The sequence below is a fragment of the Streptomyces sp. NPDC020958 genome (genome assembly GCF_055562175.1).
This window is the reverse complement of sequence record NZ_JBVHFU010000011.1, coordinates 123,039-142,133: the sequence shown is the minus strand read 5'-3', so window position 1 is coordinate 142,133 and position 19,095 is coordinate 123,039. Positions and strand designations below refer to the sequence as shown.

At 70.7% G+C, this 19,095-nt stretch carries 19 protein-coding genes and 1 pseudogene; 5 read left to right on the top strand and 15 right to left on the bottom strand.

What is annotated here, in order from left to right:
• Positions 1-114: 114 nt before the first annotated feature.
• A complete protein-coding gene (locus ACZ3KP_RS28100; protein WP_467502637.1) occupies positions 115-912 on the bottom strand; it encodes an SAM-dependent methyltransferase in 798 nt (265 codons plus the stop codon).
• A 226-nt stretch (positions 913-1,138) separates the two neighbouring features.
• Between ACZ3KP_RS28100 and ACZ3KP_RS28095 the strand changes: the two genes are divergently transcribed.
• A complete protein-coding gene (locus ACZ3KP_RS28095) occupies positions 1,139-1,528 on the top strand; it encodes a cold-shock protein (RefSeq protein WP_358973666.1) in 390 nt (129 codons plus the stop codon).
• 37 nt (positions 1,529-1,565) lie between these two features.
• Here ACZ3KP_RS28095 and ACZ3KP_RS28090 read toward each other — a convergent pair whose 3' ends face one another.
• From ACZ3KP_RS28090 to ACZ3KP_RS28065, 6 genes are all read right to left on the bottom strand, one after another.
• Positions 1,566-2,708: an LLM class flavin-dependent oxidoreductase gene (locus ACZ3KP_RS28090; RefSeq protein ID WP_467502635.1), complete on the bottom strand. Its 1,143-nt coding sequence runs from the start codon at positions 2,706-2,708 to the stop codon at positions 1,566-1,568.
• Positions 2,709-2,735: 27 nt separating this feature from the next.
• Complete coding sequence (locus tag ACZ3KP_RS28085; RefSeq protein ID WP_467502633.1) at positions 2,736-3,920, bottom strand: SfnB family sulfur acquisition oxidoreductase; 1,185 nt, start codon at positions 3,918-3,920, stop codon at positions 2,736-2,738.
• 3 nt (positions 3,921-3,923) lie between these two features.
• Positions 3,924-4,481 carry an NADPH-dependent FMN reductase gene (gene ssuE, locus ACZ3KP_RS28080; protein WP_467502631.1) on the bottom strand — a complete coding sequence of 186 codons (558 nt, stop codon included), beginning with the start codon at positions 4,479-4,481 and terminating at the stop codon, positions 3,924-3,926.
• A gap of 61 nt (positions 4,482-4,542) precedes the next feature.
• The gene (locus ACZ3KP_RS28075; RefSeq protein ID WP_467502630.1) at positions 4,543-5,760 is read right to left on the bottom strand and encodes an acyl-CoA dehydrogenase family protein; all 1,218 of its coding nucleotides are present in this window, start codon (positions 5,758-5,760) and stop codon (positions 4,543-4,545) included.
• A 28-nt stretch (positions 5,761-5,788) separates the two neighbouring features.
• Complete coding sequence (sfnG, locus tag ACZ3KP_RS28070; protein WP_467502628.1) at positions 5,789-6,910, bottom strand: dimethylsulfone monooxygenase SfnG; 1,122 nt, start codon at positions 6,908-6,910, stop codon at positions 5,789-5,791.
• 135 nt (positions 6,911-7,045) lie between these two features.
• Entirely contained in the window at positions 7,046-7,123 is a 78-nt protein-coding gene (locus ACZ3KP_RS28065; protein ID WP_350786652.1) for a putative leader peptide, read from the bottom strand.
• Positions 7,124-7,266: 143 nt separating this feature from the next.
• On the opposite strand from ACZ3KP_RS28065, the gene ACZ3KP_RS28060 reads away from it, so the two are divergent.
• Together ACZ3KP_RS28060 and ACZ3KP_RS28055 are read left to right on the top strand one after the other, a co-directional pair.
• Positions 7,267-8,193 carry a LysR family transcriptional regulator gene (locus ACZ3KP_RS28060; RefSeq protein ID WP_467502626.1) on the top strand — a complete coding sequence of 309 codons (927 nt, stop codon included), beginning with the start codon at positions 7,267-7,269 and terminating at the stop codon, positions 8,191-8,193.
• 67 nt (positions 8,194-8,260) lie between these two features.
• Positions 8,261-9,019, top strand: coding sequence for an NAD-dependent epimerase/dehydratase family protein (locus ACZ3KP_RS28055; RefSeq protein ID WP_467502624.1), 759 nt, complete (start codon positions 8,261-8,263; stop codon positions 9,017-9,019).
• Positions 9,020-9,130: 111 nt separating this feature from the next.
• On the opposite strand, the pseudogene ACZ3KP_RS28050 reads toward ACZ3KP_RS28055, so the two are convergent.
• The 7 genes and pseudogenes from ACZ3KP_RS28050 to ACZ3KP_RS28020 all read right to left on the bottom strand — a co-directional run.
• Positions 9,131-9,244: pseudogene (locus ACZ3KP_RS28050) on the bottom strand (beta-ketoacyl synthase N-terminal-like domain-containing protein); the annotation flags it as partial.
• A gap of 390 nt (positions 9,245-9,634) precedes the next feature.
• Positions 9,635-10,555 carry an MFS transporter gene (locus tag ACZ3KP_RS28045; RefSeq protein WP_467502827.1) on the bottom strand — a complete coding sequence of 307 codons (921 nt, stop codon included), beginning with the start codon at positions 10,553-10,555 and terminating at the stop codon, positions 9,635-9,637.
• Positions 10,552-11,262, bottom strand: coding sequence for a ThiF family adenylyltransferase (locus tag ACZ3KP_RS28040; RefSeq protein ID WP_467502622.1), 711 nt, complete (start codon positions 11,260-11,262; stop codon positions 10,552-10,554). Before ACZ3KP_RS28040 ends, ACZ3KP_RS28045 begins: the two co-directional genes overlap by 4 nt.
• Before the next feature lie 550 nt (positions 11,263-11,812).
• Complete coding sequence (locus ACZ3KP_RS28035) at positions 11,813-12,604, bottom strand: class I SAM-dependent DNA methyltransferase (RefSeq protein WP_467502620.1); 792 nt, start codon at positions 12,602-12,604, stop codon at positions 11,813-11,815.
• A gap of 228 nt (positions 12,605-12,832) precedes the next feature.
• Complete coding sequence (locus ACZ3KP_RS28030; RefSeq protein ID WP_467502618.1) at positions 12,833-12,985, bottom strand: class III lanthipeptide; 153 nt, start codon at positions 12,983-12,985, stop codon at positions 12,833-12,835.
• A 73-nt stretch (positions 12,986-13,058) separates the two neighbouring features.
• Positions 13,059-15,593, bottom strand: coding sequence for a class III lanthionine synthetase LanKC (gene lanKC, locus ACZ3KP_RS28025; protein WP_467502616.1), 2,535 nt, complete (start codon positions 15,591-15,593; stop codon positions 13,059-13,061).
• Positions 15,594-15,768: 175 nt separating this feature from the next.
• Positions 15,769-16,809 (bottom strand): helix-turn-helix transcriptional regulator, encoded by a 1,041-nt coding sequence (locus tag ACZ3KP_RS28020; RefSeq protein WP_467502614.1) that lies wholly within the window; start codon positions 16,807-16,809, stop codon positions 15,769-15,771.
• A 119-nt stretch (positions 16,810-16,928) separates the two neighbouring features.
• Here ACZ3KP_RS28020 and ACZ3KP_RS28015 point away from each other — a divergent pair, with 119 nt between their 5' ends.
• Both ACZ3KP_RS28015 and ACZ3KP_RS28010 read left to right on the top strand, forming a co-directional pair.
• A complete protein-coding gene (locus tag ACZ3KP_RS28015) occupies positions 16,929-17,162 on the top strand; it encodes a hypothetical protein (protein WP_467502612.1) in 234 nt (77 codons plus the stop codon).
• A 1-nt stretch (position 17,163) separates the two neighbouring features.
• On the top strand, positions 17,164-17,421 hold the full coding sequence (locus ACZ3KP_RS28010; protein ID WP_467502611.1) for a response regulator transcription factor: 258 nt from the start codon (positions 17,164-17,166) through the stop codon (positions 17,419-17,421).
• A 238-nt stretch (positions 17,422-17,659) separates the two neighbouring features.
• On the opposite strand, the gene ACZ3KP_RS28005 is transcribed toward ACZ3KP_RS28010, so the two are convergent.
• Positions 17,660-18,451: an acetoacetate decarboxylase family protein gene (locus ACZ3KP_RS28005; protein ID WP_467502609.1), complete on the bottom strand. Its 792-nt coding sequence runs from the start codon at positions 18,449-18,451 to the stop codon at positions 17,660-17,662.
• Positions 18,452-19,095 lie beyond the last annotated feature (644 nt).

Here is a 19,095-nt window from a genome sequence, read left to right as displayed (position 1 = left end):
TTGCGTGGACGGGACCCCCCATCTGCGAACAGAGTGAGTGGTCATCGCCGGGAGCATACGATGAGCCGATCCCGGCCGGCCAGGCATTTACGCGACCGCCGTCCTGACGGTCGCTCAGTCTTTCTTGACCGCCACCCCGCCGTAGAAGCCGATCTGTTCCGAGCCGGGCGGCGGAGTGGTCTCCGGGCGCCAGAACGGGACCTGCGCCACGCCGGGCTCGACCAGCTCGAAGCCCTCGAAGAACCGCTCGACCCGGTCCCGGGGGCGCAGGGTCATGGTGGCGGTGGCGTTGTTGTAGACGGCCTGGGCGTCGGTGCGGTCGGCGAAGTCGGCCGTGGCGTGCGAGAGGACCAGGAAGCTGCCGGGCGGGAGGGCGTCGCGCAGGGTGGCGACGATCCGCTCGGGTTCCTCGTCGTCGCGCACGAAGTGCAGGATGGCGACGAGGAAGAGGGCCACCGGACGGCCGAAGTCGATGACGCGCCGTACTTCGGGGTGGTCCACGACGGACCGGGGGTCGCGCAGGTCGGCGAGGACGATGCTGGTGGAGCCGGAGCGGCTGAGCAGCGCGTCGCCGTGCGCCTTCACGATCGGGTCGTTGTCGACGTAGGCCACGCGCACGTCCGGCGCCAGCTGCTGGGCGACCTCGTGGATGTTCGGCGAGGTGGGCAGCCCAGTGCCGACGTCGAGGATCTGGCGGACGCCGCTGTCGACGACGTGGCGGACCGCCCGCTGGAGGAACGCCCGGTTGGCCCGGACCCCGATGAACACCTCGGGCGCGACGGCGGCGAGCCGGTCGGCGGCCTGGCGGTCCACGTCGTAGTTGTCCTTGCCGCCCAGCAGGTAGTCGTAGATCCGCGCGGGATGCGGTTTGCTGGTGTCGATCTCCACGGGCCGTATGCCGTCCTGCGTCACGTGCGCTCCTCTCGACGACCGCCGGGCCCCCCTTGGCACACCGGCGGCAGGCGACAGCTTTCCACACCGACTTCACTGCCTGCGCACCGAGTTCCCCCACCCCACAGGTCACACGGGGCACAGCCGCCACTCCGGCCGGTGGGCGGAGTCGCCCGGGCCGTACCGACCTGACTACCATCTGGTCCAGGTGTCCGGGCAGGTGGCCCGGTTTGGTTGGGGGTTTCGTATGGTTACCGGTCGTGTGGTGCGGTTCGACAGCTCGCGCGGATACGGGTTCATCGCTCCGGACGGCGGCGGCGAGGACGTCTTCCTGCACGTGAACGACATGCAGATGCCGGAGTCCTACGTCCGCCCGGGTGTGGCCGTGGAGTTCGAGATCGAGAGCGGTGAGCGCGGGCCGAAGGCGTCCGGCGTCCGGCTCGCCCGGGGAGCCGACGTCAGGACGCTCGGCCCGGACGACGATTCGCTGTGCGACCTGCTCAGCGCCGAGGAGTTCACCCGCGAGGTGACCGAGACACTGCTGGCGTCGGCGCCCACCCTGACCGCCGAGGAGATCGTGCGGGTCCGCGGCGCCCTGGCCCAGTTCGCGAAGAACCACGGCTGGATCGAGGGCTGACCCACCCGGGCGGATCCGGGGAGGAAGCGGGTCGCGGTCAGGACGCGAACGGTACCTGGGGCGTCGGTGTCTCGGTCCGTCCGGCGGGGTGCCGCCACACCCCGTCCGCGGCCAGCCGGGGCAGTACCCCCTCCCCGAACCAGTACGCCTCCTCCAGGTGCGGATAGCCGGACAGCACGAACTCCTCGATCCCCAGCGCCGCGTACTCCTTGATCCGCGTGGCGACCTCGTCGTGCGAGCCGACCAGCGCGGTGCCGGCGCCACCGCGTACCAGCCCGATGCCCGCCCAGAGGTTGGGGTGGATCTCCAGTGCGTCCCGGCGGCCCCCGTGCAGGGCCAGCATCCGCTGCTGGCCCTCGGACTCGCTGCGGGCGAGCCCGGTCTGCACCGACCGCACCGTCTCCGGGTCGAACCCGGCCAGCAGCCGGTCGGCCTCCGCCCAGGCCTGCGCGGACGTGTCCCGGGTGATGACGTGCAGCCGGATCCCGAACCGCAGCCTGCGCCCCTGCGGCTCCGCGAGCCCCCGGATCCAGGCGATCTTCTCGGCGACCTGGGCCGGCGGCTCGCCCCAGGTCAGGTACACGTCGACATGACGGGCCGCGACCTCACCCGCGAGCGGCGAGGACCCGCCGAAGTACACCTCCGGCACCGGATCGGGCACCCGGGCCAGCCTCGCGTCCTCGACCCGGAGGTGCTCCCCCGCCAGATCGACCGTCTTGCCCTCCCACAGGCCCCGTACGATCTCCAGGAACTCTCCGGTGCGGCGGTACCGGTCGTCCTTGCCGAGGAAGTCGCCGTAGGCCCGCTGCTCGTGGCTCTCGCCGCCGGTGACCACGTTGAGCAGCAGCCGTCCGCCGGTCCCCCGTTGGAAGGTGGCGGCCATCTGCGCGGCCAGTGTCGGCGAGACGAAGCCCGGCCGGAAGGCGACCAGGAACTTCAGCCGCTCGGTGTGCCGGCTGACCATCGCCGTGGTCAGCCAGGCGTCCTCGCACCAGGCGCCGGTGGGGGTGAGCGCGCCCACGAAGCCGAGGTCCTCCGCGGCCTGGGCGATCTGGCTCAGGTAGGCGACCGTCGGCGGCCGGTCCCGGCCGGAGGCCGTCGCCGGGGTGCCGTGGCCGCCGCCGACGACATGACGGCTGTCACCGTTGGTGGGCAGGAACCAGTGGAAGGTGAGGGACACGGGGAGGTCTCCGTTCGTCAGTGGCCGTCAGAGCAGGCCGTGGCGGGGCGGCGGCGTGCCGTTCAGCACGTACCGGCCGATGTGCTGGATCTTCCAGCGGGCCGGATCGTGCAGCGTGTGGGTGCGGGCGTCGCGCCAGTGCCGGTGCAGGTTGAGGGAGTCGAGGGCCGAGCGGGTGCCGGACACCTCGAACAGCGCTCCGGCGACCTCGACGGCGGAAGCGGCCGCCGTGACCTTCGCGGCGGCCACGGCGATGGACGCCTCGGCGGCCGAGGCGTGGGTGAGGTCGGCGCCGGCCGCGTCGACCGCGCGGGCGGCCTCCCGCAGCAGCGCCTCGGACGCCCTCACCCGTACGGCGAGTTCACCGAACCGCTGGATCAGCAGCGGGTCCTCGGCGGCGGTCTCCACTCCGCTCTCGAACCAGGGCCGGCTCCTGGTGCGGACGAACTCGACGGCCTCGGCCAGGGCTCCCCCGGCAATCCCCACGTCGATGGCGGCATGCAGCAACTGGGCGACCGCCCCGTGGAGTTGTGGTCCCCGGAAGGTCAGGTGATGGGGCAGCACCCGGTCCCCCGGCACGGCGACGCCGTCCAGCCGGACCGTCCCGCTGGCGGTCGTGCGCTGCCCCATGCCGTCCCAGTCGTCGACGACGGTGACACCGGGTGCGTCCCGGGGGACGTACGCCACGTGCAGGTCGTCGTCCTCGGCGCGGGCCAGGACGGGGATCCAGTCGGCGAAGAGCGCGCCGGTGGAGTAGTGCTTGACTCCGGTGAGCAGGTAGGAGCCGTCGCCACGGGGCTCCAGCCGGGTCCGGATGTCCTGGACGTGTTTCGTACCGGCCTCGGACTGGGCGTTGCCGAGGCGGCTGCCCGCCAGCAGCTCGGCGAAGAAGAACTTCCGCTGCTCCTCGCTGCCCTGACGGCGGATCACGTTGGCGTAGACGAAGTGGCTCTGCGGGATCTGGGCGAGGCTGGCATCGGCCGACGCGAGGATCCGGAAGATCTCCGCGAGGGTGCCGGCTCCGACGTCGGCGCCGCCGTGCTCGACCGGCACCGTCACCCCGAGCAGGCCGGAGGCGGACAGCCGGTCCAACTCGTCCCGTGGCAGGCGGCGTTCGGCGTCCCGAAGGGCGGCCCCGGCGCGGAACTCCGCGGCCAGGGCCGTCGCGACGGCGAGCGCCTCCGTGTCGTCGGCGATGATGTGCGCGGTCACCGGTCAGCCCGCCACGGCGAGGACGGGCGTCCGTCCGGCGAGCGCGGTGGAGAACTGGTCGACGACCGGGGTGAGGGCCGCGGCGGCGGCCGGCGCGAGGGCGAGGGTGCCGTCCTCGCGGACGGTGATGTCCTTGTCGAGGGTGAACCAGCCCTGGACGATGTGGGCGGCGCCCATCGAGGTCAGGACCGGGCGCAGCGCGTAGTCGATGGCGAGGACGTGCGCGACCGAGCCACCGGTGGCCAGCGGCAGCACGGTCTTGCCGGTGAGCGCGTACTGCGGGAGCAGGTCGAGCAGCGCCTTGAGGACACCGGAGTACGACGCCTTGTAGACGGGGGTGCCGACCACGACCCCGTCGGCGCGGGCGAACAGTTCGGTCGCCTCGACGATCGCGGGGTGCCGGAAGTCGGCGCCGAGCAGCGCCTCGGCGGGGATGGTGCGGACGTCGAGCGGGATCACCTCGTGGCCCTGGGCGGTGAGCCGCTGGTCGAGGTGGCGCAGCAGCCGTCCGGTGCGGGAGGAGGCGGAGGGACTGCCGGAGACGGACAGGACGGTGGCCATGGAGCTGCCTCTTTCTGGTGGTCCGGGCGCCCGTGCGAGGCGGGCGCCCGGCGGGGAAGGGTCAGGAGTACCAGGTGGGTTCGGGCAGTTCGCCTTCGAGGACCCAGCGGCCCACCTCGCGCCGCTTGTAGGCGACCGGGTCGTGCAGGGTGTGGGTGCGGACGTTGCGCCAGAAGCGGTCCAGGCCCTCGGCGGTGGCCGTGGCACGGGCGCCGGTGACCTCGAAGATCCGGTTGCCGATCTCCAGGGCGACGTCGGTGGCGCGGGCCTTGATCGCGGCGACCCGGACCTCGAAGGCGCCCCGCGCCTCGGGGGTGACGGCGTCCGGGTCGTCGTGCAGCTTCTGGCCCTCGGCGGCGACGGCGTCGGCGAGGGCCTCGGCCGCCCAGAGCTTCGCGGTCAGGTCGCCGTACGTGTCGATGACGTACGGCTCGTCGACGGCGCGTTCGTAACCACCGTGCAGCCAGGAACGGGACCTGGTACGGGTGTAGGTGGCGGCGGTCTCCAGGGCGCCCGCCGCGATACCGAGGTAGAAGTTGACGAACACCAGCTGGATGGTGGGGACGTTGAGGGTGTTGTAGACCCGCGGCCGGAACTCCTTGTCGACGTATCCGGCGGCCGACGACCAGGGGGCGCGTACGCCGTCGAGGGTGACGCCGCCGCTCTCGGTGAGCCGCTGGCCGATGTTGTCCCAGTCGTCGTGGAAGGTCAGGCCCTCGCTGTCGGAGGGGACAATGGCGAAGACGTGTTTGTCGGTGCCTTCGAAGACGCCTTCGAGGACGGTGACGTCGGAGACCCGGCTGCCGGTGGAGAAGGACTTGCGGCCGGTGAAGACCAGGTCGTCGCCGTCCTCGGTGACGACCACGTCCTGGTCGCGGGGGTTGACGGCGCCGCCGAAGAACCAGCGGTTGCGGGCGGCCTCGGCCTCGACGTGCTCCCACTGCTCGCGGGTGCCGACCAGCCGGGCGGCCCAGTTCCAGAGGTAGTGGTAGCCGAGGAGCTGGCCGATGGAGCCGTCGGCCTTGGCGACCTCGCGGACGACCCGGTAGGCGGTGGGCCAGTCCTGGCCCGCGCCGCCGTGCTCGACGGGGCCCAGCAGGGTGACCAGGCCGGAGTCCTTGAGGAGCCGGACCTCGGCGTGCGGGGTGGCGCCGGCCCGGTCGCGGGCGGCGGCGTCGGTGGCGAGGACGGCGGCGACCTCGGCGGCGCGGGCGATCCACTCGTCGGCGGTGGCGGGGACCGGGCGGGTCTCCCAGTCGGCGGGGGTGACGGTGCTCATGGGGTTTCCTCTTTCGCGGCGTGGGGGGTCAGACGTGGGCGGGCTCGGACTCCTGGTCCGGGTCCGGGAGAGCGGCTTCGAGTTCGCGTACGAGGGGCAGCACCCGCCTGCCGAAGTACTCGACCTCCTCGTGGTAGTGCAGGAAGCCGAGCAGGAAGAGGTCGACGCCGAGCCGCTTGTAGGCCACGATCCGTTCGGCGATCTGCTCGGGGGTGCCGATCAGACCGGTGCGGAAGCCGTCGTTGTACTGGACGAGGTCCTCGAAGGTGGAGTCCTGCCACATGCCCTTGCCGTCGGCGGCGGACTGCCCGGCCTGTTTCACGGCCGCGCCGAACCCCGCGACGGCCTCCCTGTCGGCCTTGGCGATGATCTCGCGGAGGGTGTCGCGCGCCTCGGCCTCGGTGTCGCGGGCGATGAGGAAGCCGTTGAGGCCGAACCTCGGTGCCGTGCGGCCCGCTTCGGCCGCGGCCTTGCGGACGTCGTTGATCTGCTCGATCACCCCGTCGAAGTCCTTGCCGTTGGAGAAGTACCAGTCGGAGACCCGCCCGGCCATCGCGCGGGCGGCGGTGGAGTTGCCGCCCTGGAAGATCTCCGGGTGCGGACGCTCGGGGGTGTTGAGCGGCTTGGGCTTCAGGGAGAAGTCCCGCAGCCGGTAGAAGTCGCCCGCGAGTTCGGTGTGGTCCTCGGTCCAGATCTGGCGCAGTGCACGGATGAACTCCTCGGCCCGGCGGTAGCGTTCGTCGTGCTCCAGCCAGGGTTCGCCGAGCGCGGTGAACTCGCCCTTGAACCAGCCGGAGACGACGTTGACCGCGAAGCGGCCGTTCGAGAGGTGGTCGGCGGTGGCGCCGAACTTGGCGAGGACGCCCGGGTGCCAGAGGCCGGGGTGGACGGCGGCGATCACCTTCAGGCGTTCGGTGGCGAGCAGCAGCGCGAGGCTGAAGCCGGTGGACTCGTGCTGGTACTCGGCGCCGTAACTGGCCATGTAACGGACCTGGCTGAGCGCGTACTCGAAGCCGTTGTTCTCGGCGAGGACGGCGAGTTCGCGGTTGTAGTCGTACCCCCAGTCGGTGCGTTGCTCGATGGTGCTGGTGACGAGTCCTCCGCTGACGTTGGGGACCCAGTAGGCGAATTTCAAGGGCGCGGCGGGCATGCGGAACTCCTGTTGCGGTTTTTCGGGCACGCCGGAATTCGGACGGTGCACGGCGCGGAGCAGCACGGGGCGCGGTGCGGTGAATTCGGGCGGGAAAAGGTGATACGCAGAGCGCGGCGGATCTTGGTGGGGCGATCAGGCCGCGGCGCAACAGGAGGCGCTGGAGACGCGCGCGAGGTCGACGTGGCGTCGCCGCGTGAGGTCCAGTCGCATCTTCATGTCGTCGATGGTCGCAGTGGGCGCCGAGACCAGTCAAGGAAAACCCGACCGTTCTCGTATCGCGGACCATTGAATTTCACGAACGTGTGACAGGGAAACCCTTGAACCCGTCCCCGTCGGCCGCGCATTCTGCCGGGATGCGGACCGAACAGCTGGAATACATAGCGGCCGTGACCCGGCTCGGCTCGCTGCGCCGGGCGGCCGACGAACTGCGCCTTTCCCAGCCCGCGTTGAGCGAGACGGTGCGGAACCTGGAGCGGGAACTGGGCGTCGATCTGCTGGAGCGCAAGCGCACCGGGGCGACGATGAGCGCGGCCGGGCAGGAGCTGCTGCCCCGGATCGTCGATGTGCTGGAGGCGGTGGACCGGCTGCGGCTGGCAGCGGGTGAGCAGCACCGCATCAGCCGTATGGTGCGCGTGGGCACGGTCAACGCGGCGACCGTGCCATTGCTCATCCCGGTGCTGCGGGACTTCCGCACCGCGCATCCGGTGACCCAGGTCGAGGTGGTGGGCGCCCAGCAGACGGAGATCCACCGCGGCCTCGCCGAGGGCGGGTTCGACCTGGGTCTCGTGAACCACCTGGACGGTGACGACGTGCCGGCCGGTTTCGAGGCCACCGAACTGCTGCACGGGCGGCCGGTGGTGTGTGTACGGCCGGACAGTCCGCTGGCCGGCCGGGCCGAGGTGACGGCCGACGAGTTGCTCTCCGTGCCGTTGATCGCCATGCGCACCGGTTATGTGATGCACCGTTATGTGCACCGGCTGCTGGCGGGCCGCGCACCCGCGTTCTCCTACTCGACCGACGGCGCGGAGATGGGCAAGCTGATGGTCGCGGAGGGACTCGGGGCCACGGTGCTGCCGGACTTCAGCGTGGTCGGGGACCCGCTGGAGCGCGAGGGGACGATCGTGTGCCGGCCGCTGGCCGGGGACGCCACCCGGGTGCTGCTGACACTGCAGCGCCGGCGGGCCGACTCGGTGCCGCGGGCGGCGCGGGACCTGCACGAGACGTTCGTGCGCCGGGCGGCCGAACTGGGCGGGACGGTGGCCCCGCGGCAGCGTCCCTGACGGTACGTGGACGTGCGGCGCGACGCCCCCGAGCGTGTGGTGCGGGTCTGTTCCACCGCCGTAGCCGGTGGTGCAGGAGGGTGACACCGCGGTGCGGGCGCGCGCCCGGGAGTTGGGGGTGCCGCTGAGCGTCGCCAACCCCAGCACGGTGATCGGTCCCGGGCAGTACCTCGGCCTGGCCACGATGGTCGCGGATCTGTGGCAGGGCCGGCTGGCGGCGCTGCCCGGCGGTCCCGACGTCTTCGTCCCGGTGGTGCCCCTGGACCACTTCGTCCGCTTCCTGGCCGCTCTTCCCGAGGACGAGGAGAGCGCCGGCCGCACCTACTACGTGCTGGACGACTCGACGCCCGAACTGCCGGAGCTGGTCGGCCTGCTCGCCGGTCACATGGGGGTGCGCCCGCCCCGCCGGTCGATCCCGGTGGGCGTGCTGCGCAGGCTGCCGCGCGCGATCACCCGGTCGGACCCCGAGACCCTCTCGTTCCTGTCGGCGGACCGCTACGACACGGCCTCCGCCCACGCCCTTGCGGCGGCGCACGGACCGGCCATGGAACCGGTGGCGACGGCCCTGCGCCGGTGGGCCGACGACCTGGTCGCCACCCGCTTCGGCCGCAGTGCCCCCTGCCGCCGTCCCTACGGCTTCGGCGACGTGGGTGGCGGCCGGACCTGGGTCACGGGCGAACGCCGGCACCCCGGCTGCGTACTGCTGCACGGCCTGCTGCTGAGCGGCGACGCGTGGGCGCGGACCACCGCGAGCCGTTCGGACTCGGCCTCGGGCGCGCCGGCGTCCGTCCACGCCTCCCGGGCCGCCACCACCGCGGCCGCCTGACTGCGGTTCCAGCCGCCGCTGCTGGATCCGGCCCAGCCGTCCGGTGGGGTCCTCACACATGTGCCCGGCGATCCGGACGGGCAGTTGTGCGGCCCAGGGGGCGGTCAGCCGGGACACCCCGGACCGGCCCGCCAGCAGCGCCGCCCAGCTGGCGGGTACGTCGCCGCCCAGTGGGGTGGTCGCGCCGAGGCCGGTCACCAGGACCTCACTGGTGGCGCTCAGCATGACGGATTCCTTCCGCGCGGTGTTCCGGTCCCTGGTCGTGGGCGGCGGGTGCGGGGCTCGGCGTCCGCCCGGTTCCCCGGGGGAACCCCGGCGACACCAGCGCCATGATGGCGATCAGTAATTCCCCGGTGGTGAGAATTTCTTCGGTCCTTTCCATACCCTTCCCGGAACCTCGAATATCGACCGACTGCTGCGAGCAATCTACGCGCAGGAAAGGGCTCGGCGCGTCACCCCTTTTCACGACATCCGGGCGGGTCCGGCCGACCACACAAAGGACTACTTGCACTATTAACAGTCCGTCAGCAGTCCTATTTTATGCAGATAGCCAGGCATCGACCTCTCCAATGTGTCTGTTGCAGCGATGCTTAGCCATGCTCGATAGTGAGGTAGTCATGCCACGGGGGAGCGAAACGCCCAGCACCTTTCATTTTTCACCGCGCCCGAAAGGGGACGATAATTCGTGCCGCAATACACTGAGGGGCAGTTATTCTCAGCCACCCAGGACGTGCGTGTCCTGCGCCGGCCGGTCGAGGTGCAGGGACTGGAGCAGTTGCGGCGCCGGGGAATCCCCCGCCTCCTCGTGGTCGAGAACGGCGCGACCCCGCCGGTGCCGAGCGACTCACGGGAGGACTGGATCCGACCCAGATGAACCTGCTGGAGCCGCTGGTCGAGAGGTACGGCACCCTCGTGGCCCGGCACGAGCTGATCGCGCTGCTCCGCGCCCGCCGCGGAACGGCGAGCCGGAACGCCCTGGACCTGAACATCATGAGAATCCGGCGCAGGCTCGCCCCCCTCGGACTGCGCATCCGGACCGCGAACGCACGGGGCTACCTCCTCGAACCGAGCGAGTGAGTCCCGCAACGGACAGCAGGAGGCGACGCCCTCCACGGCACTCATCGCGCCCAGCAGGGCGCCCCGCCGCCGCACGGGCGCCACCTCCGTGAGGATCGTCAGGTTCAGCGGCATCAGCAGCGCGGCGCCCAGACCCTGGACGGCACGTGCCGCGATCAGGGCGCCGATGCCGGGTGCCAGCGCGGCGGTGGCCGACGCGAGGACGAAGACCAGCATCCCGACACCGAACATCCGTCGCCGTCCGAACCGGTCCCCGAGGGCCGCGCCGGTCAGCATGAGCACCGCGTAGGTGAGGGTGTAGGCGTTGACGGTCCACTCGAGTTGCCGGATGCTCCCGCCGAGATCCGCCCGGATCGAGGGCAGGGCCGCGATGACGACGAGGTTGTCGAGCGACACCATGGCCACACCCAGGCCGCAGCAGAAGAAGGTCCACAGCACGTTCCGTTGCCGCACGCTCATGTCCACCTCCGAGATCGACTCACCAGCCGCAGGAGGTGCGGCAGCAGGAGCGCCGGCTCGACCGGCCGGCGCGCCCTCTCGCGCCACTGTTCGGTGCGCGGCCTGGTGACCTGGTGCACGTCGAGACGGACTTCGGGCCGCACCCGCCGCCCGGCCAGCAGCCGCACCACCATGTGGGAACTGATCACCCCGAACGCCGACGCGGTGTAGGCGACTTGGGGGAAGCTGTAGTCCGGCCGGGCGTGGTTGGCCCGGATCTCCGCCAGCATGTCGGTCGGCACGTGCCGCAACGGCACCGCCCGGCGCAGCAGCTCCCGAATGTCCAGACGGTCCGCGTCGTGCGGGTCGACGGCTCCGGCGAAGGGGGCCCGGACGCTGCGGTAGTCGTAGCAGCGGACGTACTCGGTGCCCGCCATGTCCCAGCCGGTGATCAGGGGCAGCCGCCGCCGGACGGCGTTCCGGTGCAGCAGCTTGGCCCGCCACCCGTCGGTGGTCGTGGCGTCCACGCCGTCGATGATCACCTGGCAGGAGGCGGTCAGCTTCTCGACGGTCTGCTCGGTGACGCCGTCGGTGAAGACCTCGACGGAGGCGTGGGGGTTGATCGCGCGGACCCGCTGCCCGGCCAGCTCGGCCTTGTTCAGTTCGTAGGTCCCCGGGTCGGCGAGGACGAACCGCTGCGAACGGTAGGGGGCCCGGGCATCGGGCATCCACCGCGCCAACACAAGCCCGAAGGGAAGCGAACAGGACACGGAAAGAAGGAACAGGAAGCAGCGGCCGGGAAACAGATGACGGAAAGGGAATTCGCCTCGGGTCCCTAGCTAGGTGCACCACCCTGCGATGCTCCGCGACTTCGTTCGTGCGAGCGTGAAGCGGAGGAGGGCGGACCCCGGGCGCCGATCTCCCTGGTACTGGTCGTTGAAGTTCTCGATCCGGACCAGCTCCAGATCATTGCTCGCGCAGTGATCGCGCATCCACTTCAGGGCGGCATTGGTGGCATCGCCCTGGCCCCGGCCGGCGAAAGTGACCAGGCCGAGGAGGACACGGCGGCCAGGTCGCCGGCCGCCGCCAGGGAAAGCTGATGACGACGCGGGACACCAACGTTCGGGCGATGGACTGCCGCACCCCCGATGTCACCCACGGCCCGAACGGCCCTCCGTGCCCCCCTTCGCCGACGGCCTTCTGGTCACACCCTCCGGGAGGCGGTGAACAGGCCGGGCTGGTGTCGGACGCGCCCCGGGCGCCCCGGCCACTGGTGGTTCACGGCTTGCGGTAGGTGCAGATGTACGTCGGTGCCTGTCCGGCGTACGGGCGGCCGTCCCACGAACCGAGGCGGCTCTCCGGGGTCAGACCGGCTTCGAGGCCGTAGGCGTCGACCTCGTGCGGGTGGGTCAGGCGGGACAGCTCGGAGCCTACCCGGGTGGTGCCGTCGGACTCGTACCAGATGTGCGAGCAGCGCCAGATCCGCTCGGTCGAGGAGAGGACCGAGTGCATCTGGAGGCCGGTGCCCGGCTCTGGGTAGGGAAAGAAAAAGGTCTCGCGGGCGCGGCCGTCGTGCATGGCCTCGATGGTCGCGGGGTCGTGCGTCTCGACGACCAACAGACCGCCCGGCACGAGCAGTTCCGCGGCCCGCTCGATCACCCGGCGCTGCTCCTCGGGGTCGAGGACCATCGAGAGCGTGCCGCAGATGCAGTAGACGAGGGCGAAACGGCGGTCGTCACGGAAGGCCCGCATGTCGCCGTGCACCGGTTCCACGAGCCCGGCTTCCGCGTCTGCCCGCAGGCCGGCCAGCATCTCCAACGAGGAGTCGACGCCCACGACCGGGCCCACCCGAGCGGCGAGCGGGATCGCCACGCGGCCGGTGCCGACGCCGAATTCCAGCGTGCCGGCCTCGGGCGCCGGGTGGAGCTGCGCCAGCCTCTCGGCCGCTTCCTCGGCTACTTGGTCCTTGGGGTAGACCCGGTCGTACCAGCCGTCGAATTGCCGTCCGTATCCGATGTCGTCGACCACGCCGTCGGCGTGCCGTGTGTGCATCCGCTTCTCACTCTCCATGACGTCTGCTCCGGGGGCACCGGCCACTCGGCCGACGCCCCCGGAGCGGGGATTCGGAACTACCGGTCGATCAGAGGGATCACTTGTACGTGGTGGTCGTGGTGATCGTGATCAGAGTGGTCGACGTGGTGGTCCCACGGGCCTGGACCTCGGTCTCGTCGTTGGGGCTCTTCAGGCTCTGGAGCTGGAGGATCTGCATGGTTTCGGCTTTCTGGTAGGAGGAGTTGGTCAGGCGAGGGACTCGGCGGCCTCGGCCGGCTCGTCCGGGCTGACGGTGGTGATGGTGGTGATGGTGGTGACGGTGATCGTGGTGGTTGCGGTGCTGCACGCCGCACCGGTCTGGCCGGCGTCCTCAAGGGCCTGAAGCCGCAGAACGTCCATGAAGATCTCCCTGTGTCGAGTGATGGTTGGGGCAACCGCCGGGCCGTCCGGCCCGGCGGAGATCGTGGGGTGCCTAGGCACCGAGCAGCGGTGCCAGCAGGTCCGCCCGCCGGTGGGCGCTCTCCAGCGCCAGCAGAACGCCGGCCGTTCCGGTCGCGAGATCCATGGAGAGCCGCAGAAGGCCGTCGCCGGGGAAGGCGAGTCCCTGTGCGTGGGCGACGGCGTGCTGCCAGATGTCGCGCTGGTGCCCGGCGAGCGCTTCGGCGTCCGTGACCGCTTCCGACGCCGTCGCGGCGAGGAAGTACAGCAGTCCGGCCCGTCCGTTCAGAAGGCCCGAGGTCGTCACGAACGGCACCGCCGCCGCTCTCCGGGTCTCGGCCAGCGCGGCCTCTGCGTCGGGATCACGGTGTTGTGCCAGGACGGCCTGCAGCGCGAGACCGAGGCCGGCGCCGCCCGCGCGCAAGGACACCATCGGCCGACGGTCGTGCTCGGCGCGCATGGCTTCGGTCGCCTTCCGGTAGGCGACGACGTCTCGCTTCACGTACCGCAGCGCGGCGTCGTCCGGTACAGCGTGGTCGCCGGTGTCCTGCCGAAGCCGGCTCAGGAACAGAGCGGCGCCGGACAGGCCTCTCTCAAGGCCCCAGCCGGGTTCCCCGGTGCGGCTCCCGACGAGGTCCGTCATCCGGGCCGCCACCTCGTGGGCCCGTCGCAGGTGGCGGTCGTCGCCGCTCCTGCGGTGGAAGCCGAGCAGCGACAGGCCGATGCCGGGCAGGCCGGACAGCAGGCTCAGGTCGGCGGGCTCGGGCCGTGCGAGGGTGCGCCCGAGCAGTTCTGCGGCTTCCTGGTGGCGTCCCAGCAGGTCAAGCACGGTGGCCACGCCGTGCGCCCCGGTGAAGAGTCCGGCCGGGAGGGCGTCGGCCTCTCTGGTCGTGGCAGCCACGAGCCAGTCCAGCCAGGAATCGGGGAAGGGGAGGTCCGCCGCCCGGAGGGCATACAGCACGCCGGCGGCGCCGTGCAGCAGATTGACCCCGCCGCCGGGTTCGAAGCCCGCGGGTGCCCCGGGAAACAGCCTGTCGTCGCGGTCCGGGGACGCGGTGGCGGTGATCGCGCGGGCCAGCAGGCCCCGGTCCTCGGCCCACCGGCCGATGGGTTCGGCCCGACCAGGAGAGGCGTCCGGGCCGGTCCGGGGCGGCCGGTCACGGGACCAGGCGCGCAACCGTGCCGCGGCCGCCCGTGCGTAGCCTTCCGGGAGGGGGTAGCACCGTTCGGCCCAGTCCGCGAACAGTTCGGGCTTGTGGGGGTTGCCGGGGTAGAGCGCGGTCAGCGGGATGAACTGGTGCAGTTTCAGTGCGGCCAGCCCGTGCGCGTCGATGTCGGTGCCGCTCAGATGCGTGGGGGCGGCGAAGCCCGGAGCGCCGAGCAGACCGGTGCGTCGTGCGCCGACCGGATGGCAGGCCTCCAGATCGATGAGGGTGACCTGTCCGTCGGGTCTGACGATGACGTTGTTCGGATGGACGTCGCCGAGGACGAAGCCGGCCGCGTTGACGGCCTCGACCGCCCGCTCGATGCGGTGGACCACGTCGAGGGACCACGCGGTGTAGTCGCGGTAGTCCTGTTGCCCGGCATCGCTCCAGGAGATCGGCCGACGCCGGTCGGTCGCCTCGGCGAAGGTGTCGCCGGTGACATACTCCTGCACCAGGAAGTGATGCTCCCAGAAGACGTGATAGCCATACACCTTGGGCACCAGGCCGGTGTCCTGGAGCGCGACCATCACCTCGTGCTCGTGCCGGAGCCGGGCGACGGCGTCCGCACCGGTGCGATCGAAAGCGGCCAGCGGGCGGGCTTCCTTGAGGACGACCCGCTCGCCGGTCTCACGGATCGTGGCCAGATAGACGCCGCCCCCATTGGAGAAGTGGAGGGCCTTGTCGATCTCGTACGGCATGTCCACGAAGCTGGAGCGTGCCAGCTCCTCGATGCGGTCCTGGACGAAGGCTGGGACGTCCAGCCAGTCCGGCAGATGGAAACTGGCACCGCGTCGGTCGGGTACCAGCGTGCCGTCCGGCCGCCGTAAGGCCAGCACGACCCTTCCGTCTGCCTGCTCGGTGTAGATCCGGGCGAACCCACCGTAGCGAAGGTAGACCGGGGCTCGGTCACTCCAACGGAGATCGGAGAGAATATACGGACCGCGAAATCCGTCGAGGGCGCGGGTGAGTTCGCCGAGGATGTCCTTGAGTTCCTGCTCTTCGGCTGGATAGATGGCGATGAATTTTCCGGCCGAGCCACGGTGGGCGTATTTCGAGTTGAAGATTTCCAGCAGGGTGCTGCTGCGCAGGTATTTGAAGTCGGCATGGTGCCGCGCGCATACTCCGGCGGTCAGGGCGAGTACCGAGGGAGCGTCCGCCGCCACCGCCGACACATGGATCTTCCAGCCCTGTGGTGGCAGTCCGCGCCCATAGGACACCGAGGTCCAGACGCTGTGGCCGTCAATCCGGACGCCACCGTCCAGGTCCGGGGTCCTCCAGCGGGTGGCCGTGTCGTCGATCAGCTCCGGCGCTTCGTAGAAAACGGGATCCGCGTATGCGTGGAGATCGAAGCCGGTGAGGCCCATCACATTCCTCTCGGGCAGTGAGTCGGTTCCGGAGTGGTCTGCCGAATGTTCACCGCAGCCCTTCTCGCCCTCTCAGCATGCCAAGTGGAAAGTCGGCTTCATATTCGCAAAAAGAATGGACTTGACAAGCTCCGGAAATCCATGGCGCGGTCTGCACGTCGGCCCTCAGGCGTGATCAGTTCCGGGCCGGTCGTTCGTGGGGAGAGGTGTCGAGCAACCCCCGGCTCGCGGCCGCGGCACCCGCCTGGAACCGGCTGGTGGCATCCAACTGCTCCATGAGTTCGGCGATGTGGCGGCGTACGGTGCGCAGTGACATGCCCAGCCGCCGGGCGATGGCCTCGTCCTTCAGCCCGGCGCCGAGCAGCCTGAGCACGGTGGTGTGAATCTCCCGGGAGACCTGTTCCAGACCCTGGTGAGCCGCGTCGACGAAAGGCGTCGCCCGCTCCCAGGTCTGCTCGAAGATCTCGCAGAGGTAGGAGATGAGGTTCGGATCTGTCACCTCCACAGCCCCTGACGAGTCGTCGGACAGGGGCAGGAACGCGACCGTCCGGTCGAAGACGATGAGTCGGCCGAACAGCTCATGCACGGTCCGGTACCGCGCGCCGAGCGCGGACGCCGCCGACACATACGCCTGACTGGGCCCGTTGAAACGGGCGGTGTGGTGGTAGAGGGTGCGGATACCGACCCCGCGCTCCAGCATCGCCCGGTCGCGGCCGATGGCCTCCTCCATGGCCTCCGGCTTCCGGGAGCCGCCGCCGGGCTGAGAACTGAGCATCTCCCTGACGCACCGCCCAGCGGCCTGGTTGAGCCGACTGCGTACCTCGGCGAGGCTGTCCAGCATGCGCACGGCCGACGCTTCGTCCGGCCGGACCTGGGGGTACAACTCCCGAAAGGCAGCCACCTCTGCCCGAATCCGAGCGGCTTCGGCCTGGCCGGCACGGATGCTCTCCTCGATCGGACCGGTCAGCTGGGCGGCGGCCGTCTCGGGTGCGACGGTGAATCCGACCGCGGGGTCGACCGTGCTGACGCAGATCAGGTGCGCCGCGACCAGGCGCCGAACACTCGCGGCCGCGTCCTCCGGTGAGATTCCCAGGGCCGACGCGAGATACGTCGCCGACACCTGCCGTGTCCTGCCCACGCAGGCGTAGACGTCCTGATCGGTCCTCTGCAGTGTCAGCGGCGCCATCGAGTCCGCCGGCCCGTCCGGTTTGGGCACGTCTGCTCCCTTGTCACTGTCTGGTCAATGCAGCTTGGTGAGAAACCCGGAACCTCGCGTCACGTCCGGCGATGAACGAGGCTCTTCGATGTTCGGCCACTTCTGATCGGAGGTTCCTCATGAAGCGCCTCGAATGTCTGCTGCGCACCCGGCGCCTTGCTACGACGGCCTTGGCGGTCCTTTTCCTCACCGTCGTCGGCCCTGCCGCGGCGGACGAGTCCGGACCGGCGTCGACGGCCACGCCGACCGCCGACGCGCCGGCGTCGAACACGCCCGTGGAGACATCGGCCGTGTCGTCGACCACGCGGTGCACCGCGTACTTCCGCTGCTACGACAGTTCCTGGGGAGGCTGAGATGGGGGCGACGAACGACACCGGCCATCCGCTGTCCACGCTCAGCAGGAGAGAGCGACAGATCCTCGCCGAGCTGCCGGCGGGCACCACCTATGACGTCATCGCCCGACGCCTCGGCCTGAGCAAGCACACGGTGTACACCTACATCCGTCGGATCCGCGAGAAGACCGGCGTCGTCAACCGAACGCAGATGGTCGTCCTCGCCCTACAATCGGCTCGCCCGGCCCCGCCGGGCGTCGTCTCCACGCCGGACCAGTGAGACGCGCGGCCTGGCCCCCGGTCGCGGAGAAGCCGAAACCGGTCCACGGAGCAGGTACCCGCGGCCGAGCCGTTGCACCTCGGCACAGAGCACAGCGGAGGCATTCCCTGGTACGGCGATGGCACGTCCGGGGAGCGCGGAGGCCAGGCGGGCCTGGGACGGGCGAGCAGTGGACCGCGGGCCCGGCCTGGTGCCTCCGGAGGTGCCGGCGGCATGGGGCGGCCAGCGGCGCTCCGTCCTAGGGGGCCAGCGTCCTGAGGTCGGTCACCGAGTAGGACAGTTCGAAGCGAAAACCGGGCCCTGTCCGTACCGGTGCCAGATCATGGAGCTCCTCGCCGGGAGCGATCGGGAAGTCGAGCTCGCTCGAACCGGTCCACGCGTTGGTCACCGTCTGGTCGTCGAAGACGGCCATGACCAGTTCGTGGACCGCGGGCCTGTGCTGCTCGGCCGCCGCGAGGCTCGGGAAGTGCCGGAGATTCACCGTGGGCCGCGTCATCAGGGTGCGCGGATCGTGCACCGGCTCCTCCACGGTGACCAGCGCGTTGGCGAGCCGGTGACCGGCCGCCGAGACCGTCGCGGCGAAACGTCCCCCCGGGGCGAGGGTTGGAGCCGCGTGGTTCGGCACGTCGAACATCCTGGTCTGGTGAACCGTGCCGAGCTTCTTGGGGAAGCCCTGGACCCAGCCGCGGGCCAGCGCGTGGTCGTTGTCGACGTAGATGTAGGGGCACCAGGAAACGGGCCTGTCCTGCCACCGGGCGTCCAGAAGGATGAAGAACTCCCGGTACTGACTCCGCGCGGGGTCGAGATATTCGTCCCGCCCGCCCGAGTACTGCCAGTCGATGAACAGGGCCGTCCCGTGTCCCGCCGATTCCGGATCGGGCGTGAGGCCCTCCGGGAGGGTTGCCGCCGCGGCAGCAGGATCGGTCCAGAACTCCGCCCCGACGACGGTGCCGGCGTAGTGCCACGGCGGCTTCGTCGCCAGGTTCGCGACGCCACGCGGGGACAACGGGACGGTATAGCCTCGAAGCATTTGTCTCTCCCACAGCGAACTGCTCTCGACATGGCCCGGTGTATGTCCACGTCCGGCAGAAAGCAGTCTTCGTCGATATGGGTGAACCGGCCATGTGCGGGTGCCCAAAAGCTGGGCGTTTCTTCGGCCCCGCACCCGAGGGCGTGACTGCGACGATGACCGCCGTGACGACTTGAGGCACCTGGGCGGCGCCCCGGCCGCCCGTCCTGCCCTCGAACGCCCTTCTGACCCCGGACGGGCGCCGGCTGGACGTCGCGGACGCCGAGCGGCGCCGCCACCCCGCTCTCCCACACGGACGGGCAGTCGATCGGCTCCGCGGGGATCGCCACGGCCGTCGCGGTGGCGTTCGCCCTCTTCGCCTGGCACCCGACGCCTGCCATGGTCACAGGTCAGCGCGGTGAGCCTCGGCGACCGAGGTTGCCGGTCCCATACCGCGGACGGATTCACGTACACCGCGTACGCCCTGAGCGGCCTGGCGGCCGGTACCGGCAGCACGGCCGCTTCGCCGCCGTGCGGCAGGCCGTCGACACCCGACTCCGCGCGTGGGCGGCACCGGGCCCGGCAGTGCCATGAAGCCCGGCGTGACCTCTGGGCGCGGTGGCTCGACGGGGGTGGGATCAGGTGGGGATGTGGAAGGATCGGGT